The sequence below is a fragment of the Sphingomonas sp. PP-CC-1A-547 genome, assembly GCF_003610375.1.
Lineage (GTDB): Bacteria > Pseudomonadota > Alphaproteobacteria > Sphingomonadales > Sphingomonadaceae > Sphingomonas.
The window spans coordinates 538,382-548,010 of the sequence record NZ_RAPZ01000012.1 but is presented as its reverse complement, the minus strand read 5'-3'; the positions used below and the strand labels follow the sequence as shown (position 1 = coordinate 548,010).

Genomic DNA, 9,629 nt, shown 5'->3' with positions numbered 1-9,629 from the left:
ACTCATGTCTGGAAAGTTCCCCATAATCCCACTGAACGAATGACTACTACCGGGACTCCGAATTACTAACCCGAGCGTCCGGGTGTGGGCGTTCTTGCCCGAGCCGGCATTCTCGCGAGGGATGGATTTCGAGAACGCCGATCCCTTCTCGCCTGCTGTTCGTTTACGGTAAATGGCATCGCCTCACTGTCAGTTTACCGTCATCGGCTGCAGGAGCTTCGGAGCGGCGCTGCCAGCGGGAGGATCGAGTACGAAGCGGGGATAGGAAAGGATTAGGCCCGTGTTCGGAAGCGTGACGCTTCGCACGCCGCCTGATTGCTGAGTGCGTGCGGCGCCACCGACCCCCGCCAGTACCCCAAAGCGGTAATCTCGCACCACGTTGGCGAAGAGCACAGCGGACGAATAGGTGAGCGGACCGATTTCCACCGTCAGCTTCCCCGTGAAGCGAAGCGGTTCGTCCGCCACTGGCAGGGTTGCGGTTTCGATCGCGCCTGCGATCACCGCCCCGCTCCCCTCACGCTTTAGATAGGTAGAACCCTGCTTGTATGGTCGCGTCGCTACATACCGCAGGATGCCGTCCTTCCACATGTCGTCGTTGCCCCCGCCGTTGGCGCTGACGTCGATCACTAGGCGATCAACCGAGGCGGCCTTGATCCGCGCGAAGCAATCGTGGGTGAACTCAAGGTAGCGCGCCTTGTCCTCCCACACGAACGATGCGACCGTAAGGCGCGCCGATTTATCCGTAGCTATGCGGCACGCGAACAGGCGATCGAAGCTGGCATCCCGCTGGAGGATCGCTGGCAGCGTGTGTTCGGCCCCGACCGTGAGCCGCTTGCGTGAGCCGCTAAGCACCAGATCGTAGTCTACGGGTGTTCCATATAGCTTGGCATGAAAGAGCCACCAGCGTTGTGCTAGCAGGGCTCTGCGAAAGGCGGGCGTGTCGCCATGGGTCCGTACGAGCAGCGAACGGGCGACATCGCGCGCATCATGCCCGTCGATCCGCAGGATGCGGTGACCCGCGAGCGGCGTTGATCCTCCCCCGAGCATCGAGACGATGACCGGATGATCCTTGGCATCAATCGCCACCTCAAATGGGAAGAAGCCCGTACCTTGCCGAACCGCTTCCGCGCCCTTGCCCCGCCAGTCGGGGAGGCCGATGAACAGATGACCGTCAGCGAGGACGGGATTGAGCTGAGCCAGTTTCGTCCAGGCTTCCGCCTGATCCATCGGATGATTCAGCTGCGCTCGCACCCTGTCGGCCTCGCGCTCAAGCGCCGCCTTCGTGACCGAATGGGCAAGGTCGGGGTGCTGATGTTCGATCGTATCGAGTGCAAAGCGGAGGTCGGCTTTTAATGCACCCGGAGCGATCGTCTGCGCCGGGGCTGTGCCGGAAGAGGCAAGAGCCATCAAGGCGGCCGAGAGGAGCGTTTCCATATGCGATGCCACCATCGTTCCAATTCAAAAACCGCCGCCAGAGCCTCTTCCCTGGATCGATGTGTTGAAATATATGTGGCATATTTCAACAGGAGTCTAGGCCAATGTATAAAGGTGATGACCCGCGCGTAATCCGCGATCCGGCGCAGGTGCGGCTCCTCAGCTCCGGTGTGCGACAAGAGCTTGTTGATACGCTTGCCGCGCTTGGTGGCGAGGCCGGTGTCGCGAGCTTGGCGGATCAGCTCGGGCGACCAGCCGATGGTCTCTATTATCATCTGCGGGCGCTCATGGCGGGCGGACTGGTCGAGGAGCTGCCGAGCGACGGTGTAGAGCGTCGATTCCGGCTGGCGGGCGGTGGTCACGGCCCGCTGCGACTTTCCTATGACCTTGGTCCGAACGGCAACGCTGTGGAGCTGCGCGCTTTCGCCCATGGATTATTGCAGATTGCCGATCGGGACTTTCAGGCTGCTCTTGAGCAGAGTGATACCGTGGTTGCCGGTCCGGCACGAACGCTTTGGGCTTCTCGTAACAAGGGATGGCTGGCAGCCACAGATGTTGAGGAGGTCAACGCCCTTCTCGCCCGCCTGGGTGAACTGACCAGCCAACCAAAGGCTGATGGGCGGGAGCAATTGATAAGTCTCGCCTTCGTGCTTGCGCCAACCGAGGCGCGATCCAAAAGGCGCGCACCGCGAACGGCGTAAGATTTCGATCGACGATGAGCAGCTATCAGTAGCTCCATCTGATCGGTCCGCGCTTCGGCATCGATGGACTTGAACGATTGCGCTATGAGGCGGAGCGCGGGCGCGCCGATCGTATCATCTTCATGGGCGGCGCGCCTTCGATCATCGTGCAGCTCGAGAAGTCAGGCGCGAACTCGACCGTAACGCCAAGTCCCTCTGATCGGAAGCGCGTTGGGGACAGGGCGATCAGGCGTTCGGCCATACTCCCGCCGACAAGCTTGGCGAACAACCCCTCGGATCGTGCCTCTAGGTCCACCTTGAGGTCGCCCCCCTCGAAGTGGCCGGCCGCCTTCGACAGTTCGGCGAGCGACAGCGTCTTTTCCTCGGTCGTGGGTGCGGCGACATCTGACCAGCCGTAATCGGTCGCTATGGCGCGGATGACCTCGCCCATCAGCCGCCGGCCATCGCCCCCGTTAGTCAGCGCGACGATCCCGTCGCCCTTGCCAATGTAGGAGACCATGAAGGATTCGTATCCCGCATTCACGCCGTCGTGCATGAAGCGCGGCGCTCCTTCGGGATATACGGCGACCCCAAGTCCCCAATTGTCCTTGACCGGCGTCATCATCAGGCGGGTCATAGCCGGCGATAGGCGGTGCCCTCCTTTGCCTGCCGCCGAGGCTTGAAGGTCAATCAACAGGCGGGCGAGATCGGTAGCTGTCGTCCATAGGCCGGCCGGCGCGAGTTCGGGGTAGACCTGATAGTTGCTGGGCATCGGCTTGCCTTGCGCAGAGCCGAACGCCGCATTAGCCAGGATCGTCGGCGACGGTGGCATGGTGAAGGCGCTCCGCGTCATGCCGAGAGGCGCTAGAACCTCGCGTCGGCTGAGATCGGCGAAGGCCGTGCCGCTCACATCGGATAGAGCGACCTGCGTTACGACATAGCCGCCGCCTGAATATTCGAACTGGCCGCCCACGGGTAATATGCTGCGCACGGGCGGTGTGTTCGCGGGCGACACGCCGTCCAGTATCTGAACGGTCGTGGGAAGCGGTGCGCCGGGCTGGTAGCCGCCGAAGCCATGAACCCCGAGGCCGGCCGTATGGCTCAACAGTTCGCGTAGTGTGATGCCGTTTGGCGCCAGCTTCGCGTCCTTTGGCACCTTCCAGGAACGAAGCACTTCGTTGATGTTTTGGTCGAGCTTGATCCTACCCTGCTCAACCAAGCGGAGCGCCGTCACCGCGGTCACGACCTTGCTGATCGACGCAGCCTGGAAGGCGGTATTCGGGGTTACGGGCTTGCAGCTCGTCAGATCGCGAACGCCCCAGCCTCGCGCCCAAACGATCTTGCCGTCGTGGATTACGGCGACGCTGATTCCGGGCACATCGTACTGGCGCATCCGGTCGGCGAGGCTGAACGGCCGTGCGCCGGACTTTATAACCGGCGGTTGCAAATGACCTTCGACGTAGCCCGTGTGGATGTTGTTGGGGCCACCCGCCGCCAACGGGGGGACGGGGCAACGACCGGTCTGTCCACTAGCCGGAGCGGTGAGCACCATCGCAGCCGCCGCACCGAACAAGTAGCATTTTCCTAGCCGCTGCATTGCGTATTTCCTCTCGATGGCTCTGCATTCCGCCCTGGCGATGGGCCGGCGCGGATCGCTTCACTGCGACTTAGGCCCGCCCGTGCGGGGACAAGGCCGCCTGGAGACCAGACCTCTTCACGTGGCCGCCTGATCGGCCTGTGGAGGTTGCGGTAGTTCGGCGTGCCAGCGCGCCAGAGCCGCAACGATAGCCAGCTCAAGGAGCAGGACCGCGCCCTGGCGCAGCGCTTGACCGACATTACAATCAAGCAAGCCGATCAGGATGATGATGGTGACCGCCGCAGCCAGGCTCAGCGCACCAGCTTCTTCGACACGCGCCCAGTCACGGTCGAGCAGCGTCCACGCCAGTCGCAGATGTGCCCCGCCGAGCAGCAGCGAAACCACCGCTATCAATGGCGTCAGCCCTTGATAGGCGCTGGTCATGAGGTAGCCCTGAAGGCTGTCAGGCACCGCGAAGTCGCCGATCCTTAGCATGGCGGGAAAGCCGTGCCACAGGCCGACAACCTGAAACGAGCCTATCGGCACGATCAGCCCCACTGCAAGCGCATGGATCGTAAGGCTGAACCGGCCCTCGTCGTGCGCCGGCATTCGCCCCCAGGAGGCCACGAGGCAACCGAAGGCAAACCGCAAGCCGCCTCCTTCGGCAATTGCTTCCTCCAGTTCGGATCGCATAGCGATGCCCCAGCCATGGTCTTTGCTTCTCATGCAGAGCATGGCGAGCGTCAGGATGGCGCGGGAGAACGCTGCCCTCATGCCAGCGCCGCCCGCAAGCCCGGTCCGCTGTTCGCAGTGATCGAGGCATTCGCCAAGGCGACGCCAGCAGCCGTCAACCGGTAAGCGTGGCGAGCTGGCCGTCCCGGACGTGTAGGTTCGCACCATTGCGCCTCGACCAGGGCTTGCTCAGTCATCCGCATAAGCAACGGATAAAGCGTCCCGGACTGGAGCCCTGTCTGCTTCATTAGGTCATAGCCGTGACGCCACTCCTGACTGCGCGCCGACATCGCTTCCAACAGGATGCGCATCTGTTGCGAAGGGCGTCGGGCACGAACCATAGTCAAATGTCACATATGTAGACTTAGCCGTCAACGGGTATCTACTTGGCCGAAGCGCACGAGAGCGACAATCGATGAGGCGATCGCGACTAAGCAACGGCATCGATATTCTCAAATGACGTCAGTTTTGAGAACCGATGCGGTTCCCCAGTTCTCGATCCTAATGGGAATGCCCCGGCCGTCTGAATGGTCGGTCCCAATCAGGAAGGTTCAGCCTAATCGCGCCGCATGGCCGGCGATCACGCGCCATTGCCCGGACGCTTGGGACCATAGCCGAGTGTAAGAATATGTCCCGTCGATCGGCATACCAGCGAACGTGCCTGTAAGATCGGCCTTCGTCGTTGCCAGCACGTTCTCGCCCATGGGGTGCAATCGCCCGTCAAACAGATCTAGCTTGGTCAATTTCAGAATGTCAGCTTCATGCGCCGACAAATCCTGATCCTTGCCTACGACCGTCCCATCGGGGCCGGTGAAAACCAGTCCATCATCGATCAACGACGACAATGCCACCACGTCGCGCGTGACCATCGCCGATCGCAATGCTTCCTCACGTCCTTCGATCTCGGCAATCCTGTTCACGCGTCCTTACTCCGATTTGCTCTCGCCTTCGTCATAGGCCGACATGCTCTGATGACGAAGTGCCGAGACGGCAGCATTCTTGAAACGCGATCCCTCGCGATAAAGCCGGATCGTACCGGAACGCCCACTTCGAGACATTGCGAAGAGCCTGAGCCGTTCCTGATTGCGGACATCAACGGTTGGTGCAACCATCGCCGCTGATGCTGCTCGCCATCCTTCTCGCTACCGCCGCCCTGATCGCTCCCAACGAAGCGGATTTCTCCCAAAGCTATCGAGTTTGGGTTTCCGCAGATCGGCGTAGTTGCACCTACTCGCTTACTGACACGGGCTTGAACCCTCGCCAGCTTACCGACGCGTTGACGCAGAATGGCTATGAGGTCGGTAGAGGGGCTGAAGTTCTTACGACTCCCGATACGCCTGTTCGATGCGTTCGCGAGGCTACGCGTGCCGTTCGGCGAGCCGGTTTTGTCACTATTCAGACAAGGCTTGGGACTGAGAAGGATCGGATGCACGGCATTCCGTGAACGGCAGTTATGTGCTGGTTCTCGCCCGAAAGCGGACCGTCGCTTATCCTTCCCACCCCGGACATTCCTTGATGCAGAAATCAAAAATTTTGCATCAGGCCACAACGTTTTTCGGTAACTATGAGTGTCTGCCAAACCGCGCGATCAACTATGATCTTGCTCAATTATGGAGAACTCTGGGCTACCCCAATCATAGTTGAATTCGTCATAGCGATATCCTGTAAAAGACGCTGCTAGATCGATCGGAACGTCAATTAAGTGATCAACGTCGCTATCTACGCCACCGCTTGCGTTTTGCGAATCTACCTTGGAAATCTCTATTTGTCGTAATTGGTGCGGGATCGGACCGGTTGAGGAAACATCGTATGTTCCTTCCTGTGCATCATGACTGACATTCCATCTGACGATGCCGTTTTGTGCCGAAAAACACGAACTGAACATCACATGCTCTTCAACCTGGCATCCAACGATTTCGGTATTAGAGGAGCGACCAATGGTACTAGGACTGACCGCATATTCGAAATCATTAGACCAAATGATTGTCCACCCAGTTGGTAGTGAGGCGGCAGAAAATGGCGCTTCGTTGGCCTCGTCCGTCATGCCGGTGTCTTTGAAACCCATTATCTCGAGCGCGCGATCCTTCGGTAGTCGAAGCGCCACCCATGATATCGAGAAGCCCATAAACCCTCCGTGTTTTTACGTCTCATACAGTATTGGTGATGACTGTTTCTACAAATGGCGCTTGGGTTGGCGTGATGCACAATTCACGGATTTCGCATCAGCGCATAAACAGCGGGAAGCCGAGGGCCCCTGTGAAGCAGAATATTGATGCATCTGGGATACCCGTTGAGTGGTCGGTTTCTTGGGGTGTGGCCTCCAAAGCGGCCATTCCGCTTTCCTGCCCAACCCGGACATTCACGGCCGACGACGCATCAGATTTCTGCATCAACCGATGCCACGATTTCCGCGGCTTCGCGCCTGATGCAGATCTCGTGATTTTTGCATCGTGACCCGCTGATTGCTTCGTTAGGTGTTTAGTCCCGGAACCCTAATCAGAGGCTTCCCATTCAGCACATGCATATCCACGAACACGTTTTGGTCATTCATCTGCGTGCGCGGACAAAGGCGCGGGTTCGCGCGAAACGTCAGGTCCGCTCGCATTCAATCCGGCCTCTCATACCGATGAGTTCGGATACTGTAGAATAGAGAACGTTATCTGTCCGTCACGCCAGCCGGACGTCAACATCAACGATGTAGTTGCTGGTTGGAGAGGATGGCCGTCAGAAACAGCGACAGCGTGCTCCGGTTTGGGAAACGAAGGCTCACCGACGCTCAGCCGAGTGCGAATGGCGCCCTGGTCATGCGCAGGGAGGGCGCGACCCTGGCCTTCCATCATGGACGCGAGTTGCAAGGCCTCGACGATGCCTGTCGGATCGGTCCTGCGACGGTCGGAGGTGTAGGACGAATCGCCGTTGGCTGCCGAACCGAGATCTCGGCGTGGTGTCGGCGGTTTCTGGATGTGACCGGGGAGGCGACGATGTTCGCCGCCGGGTCGGCTCCCTGAGGTCATGCCGCGACCTCGTCGAACGATGTGCGGATCTCGGTCCGGCAACCGCTGGCGAGGACCCCGCGATCTAGAGGCCCAGCGATAAAAACTACATTTCCCACGCAGTCTCTCCTCGTTGATGAGGAAGCTCAGATACGCCTTTTAGGAAATCGGAGGGCACAGTTTCCAGCCGCAGCTTTCGCAAACGGACCGCAGGTATGCTGCTGTTGCACAATCAAATGGTCGGGGAGACAGGATTCGAACCTGCGACCCCCTGGTCCCAAACCAGGTGCGCTACCAGCCTGCGCCACTCCCCGACAGCGCTGCGGTTAGGGAAACATGGCCAAATACGCAAGCGTTCTGTCATCGCAAAGCCAGAATGCCGCGATGACGATCCCCCGTCGGCGTCGAAGATACCGTACATCACTTCCGCCGCCACCGCTTCTCGCCGATGGCCTGAAAGATACCGAGCCGGTCCAGCCCCGTGAAGGCGCCGGATCGAAACGTAAGGCAATGCGCAGAGTAGGAGTGCGAAACTGATCCGGTTTTCCGGCCGGCGTCGCCGGTCGATATGGATCAGGTTGTCCGTCAGGATCCACTACCGCAGCAGCGACGCCTCGTCGCTTGGCAGATCGAGCAACGCTAACCGCTGCCGGACGCCTGAATAGTGCATCTCGGCGTCAGCGAGTGTCGCGGTTGAACAGGTATCTGTTTTGGACAACATTGATCACACGCAGATCATGGGTCTTCGATGCCCTATTCCAAGAAGGTTCAATTGGGACAACGCGCCGCCCTATATGCCCACGCCTGGACCGAGCGTGCCGGCTATGACGTGGTCGAGGTGGTTCGGGAAACTGAGTCCGGCATGAAGGCCAACCGCTCGCGGGCCAATCGGGAAGGGGCAACCGCATGAGCGATCATCCTGCCGCACGCGTCACCGACACGTTCGGCCACGATGCGAAGCTGGAAGGCCTTGCCGTCGGGATCGCAGTAGACGCGTTGCTCGCGGCAGGCGTAATTGCGACCGGTGGTCTGAGCGCGATCGCGGTCCGAGCAGCGTTAGCCACAGGCGGCACCGCCGCTTTCGCAAGAGAGGCAATCGGCAAGCAGCTGATGGGGCCTGCGACGGGCATACTAACGGCAGGCTCGAACAACGTGGTTATCAACGCCCTGCCTGCTGCGATGGTCGAGCTGGCAAGTGGCGACTGCTACAAGGATACCGGTAGCCCGCGTCGGGTCGCGACCGGATCGTCCACGGTTCTTATCAACGGAAAGCCTGCTGCCCGCGTCTCGGAGACAATGGACTTCGGTGCGGTGATCCTGACCGGCTCACGCAACGTGATCATCGGTGGGCCGCACCAGTCGGCGGTATGCACCGCCCTTCGTGGCGAGGCGGCCACGTTCTAGCGCTTTTGAATCAATGCCCAAGCCGCGAGTGCAGCTTATGAGACGCCGGAAACACGCAAGCCGCCCGAGGGTTACCGTAACGCTACGACGGAGGATTTGCGCAAGCTGGGTTTAATGCCCGACATCTCGATGATCGGTGCCGTCATGACTCCAGAGCCGAAAAGTTCGTGAACTCGCCGCCAAAGGCATCGACCTCAACGAACGTGCGCCAGAAGATCAATCTACTCCGATGACCAATGCCGCGCAGACTGATCTATGGCCAGTGATCGAAATCCTGATCGACCACGGCGCGGATGTCTGGCCGCATGACGAGTTCGGCATTACCGCCGCCCAGCGCACCATCACCAGCCGCATTCTGCGGCTCGGACGAGGACAAGGCGCGGCTGCGCGTGATCGAGAAGCTCAAGGCGCGGGGCTATCCTTTCCCGCCACCCGGCCGTGATGAAATTCTCGCACTCTACGAAACGGGCAATTGGCCGCCTGTGGGTGCGTGCCAGTTACCCGCGTGCAGGGCATGACCATCGAGTGCCCAGAAGGATGGCAGGACAAATCGATGCTCGTACTATTGGCCGATCCCGGTACGCTTGGCATCGCCCCCAGCTTCGTCGTAACGCACGAGATCACGCCCAGCGACCTGCCCGCCGATCGTACGAAACGTCTGGAGGCCTTCGCCGACCGACAGGCCGAACAGATGCGCGACACGCTCCGGTCGAGGTTCAACGACGCCTAGCCTATATCCCCGGTTCAGTTCCCGAACTCCGCCTCGACTGGATATCGAACGGCATCCCGATCCGGCAGTGGATCACTTAT

At 60.1% G+C, this 9,629-nt stretch carries 10 protein-coding genes and 1 tRNA gene; 3 read left to right on the top strand and 8 right to left on the bottom strand.

Annotated features, from left to right (window positions below; genetic code table 11):
* Positions 1–189 precede the first annotated feature (189 nt).
* Positions 190–1,434, bottom strand: a complete 1,245-nt coding sequence (locus C8J39_RS13570) for a S41 family peptidase (protein WP_165895191.1) — start codon at positions 1,432–1,434, stop codon at positions 190–192.
* Between the two features lie 104 nt (positions 1,435–1,538).
* On the opposite strand from C8J39_RS13570, the gene C8J39_RS13565 reads away from it, so the two are divergent.
* A complete protein-coding gene (locus tag C8J39_RS13565) occupies positions 1,539–2,135 on the top strand; it encodes a winged helix-turn-helix domain-containing protein (protein WP_120300908.1) in 597 nt (198 codons plus the stop codon).
* 82 nt (positions 2,136–2,217) lie between these two features.
* Here C8J39_RS13565 and C8J39_RS13560 read toward each other — a convergent pair whose 3' ends face one another.
* The 6 genes from C8J39_RS13560 to C8J39_RS13535 form a co-directional block, all read right to left on the bottom strand.
* On the bottom strand, positions 2,218–3,711 hold the full coding sequence (locus C8J39_RS13560; protein WP_120300907.1) for a serine hydrolase: 1,494 nt from the start codon (positions 3,709–3,711) through the stop codon (positions 2,218–2,220).
* Positions 3,712–3,828: 117 nt separating this feature from the next.
* The gene (locus tag C8J39_RS13555; RefSeq protein WP_120300906.1) at positions 3,829–4,464 is read right to left on the bottom strand and encodes a hypothetical protein; all 636 of its coding nucleotides are present in this window, start codon (positions 4,462–4,464) and stop codon (positions 3,829–3,831) included.
* Positions 4,461–4,712, bottom strand: a complete 252-nt coding sequence (locus C8J39_RS13550; protein ID WP_259457555.1) for a PadR family transcriptional regulator — start codon at positions 4,710–4,712, stop codon at positions 4,461–4,463. Before C8J39_RS13550 ends, C8J39_RS13555 begins: the two co-directional genes overlap by 4 nt.
* Before the next feature lie 261 nt (positions 4,713–4,973).
* Complete coding sequence (locus tag C8J39_RS13545; RefSeq protein WP_120300904.1) at positions 4,974–5,342, bottom strand: nuclear transport factor 2 family protein; 369 nt, start codon at positions 5,340–5,342, stop codon at positions 4,974–4,976.
* 668 nt (positions 5,343–6,010) lie between these two features.
* Positions 6,011–6,547 (bottom strand): hypothetical protein, encoded by a 537-nt coding sequence (locus C8J39_RS18535; RefSeq protein ID WP_183037997.1) that lies wholly within the window; start codon positions 6,545–6,547, stop codon positions 6,011–6,013.
* A gap of 1,105 nt (positions 6,548–7,652) precedes the next feature.
* Positions 7,653–7,729, bottom strand: a tRNA-Pro gene (locus C8J39_RS13535).
* 592 nt (positions 7,730–8,321) lie between these two features.
* Here C8J39_RS13535 and C8J39_RS13530 point away from each other — a divergent pair.
* Complete coding sequence (locus tag C8J39_RS13530) at positions 8,322–8,819, top strand: PAAR domain-containing protein (RefSeq protein WP_120300902.1); 498 nt, start codon at positions 8,322–8,324, stop codon at positions 8,817–8,819.
* Positions 8,820–9,072: 253 nt separating this feature from the next.
* On the opposite strand, the gene C8J39_RS18815 is transcribed toward C8J39_RS13530, so the two are convergent.
* Positions 9,073–9,225 (bottom strand): hypothetical protein, encoded by a 153-nt coding sequence (locus tag C8J39_RS18815; protein ID WP_165895193.1) that lies wholly within the window; start codon positions 9,223–9,225, stop codon positions 9,073–9,075.
* A gap of 147 nt (positions 9,226–9,372) precedes the next feature.
* Between C8J39_RS18815 and C8J39_RS18810 the strand changes: the two genes are divergently transcribed.
* The gene (locus C8J39_RS18810; RefSeq protein ID WP_156348896.1) at positions 9,373–9,549 is read left to right on the top strand and encodes a hypothetical protein; all 177 of its coding nucleotides are present in this window, start codon (positions 9,373–9,375) and stop codon (positions 9,547–9,549) included.
* Positions 9,550–9,629: the final 80 nt, after the last annotated feature.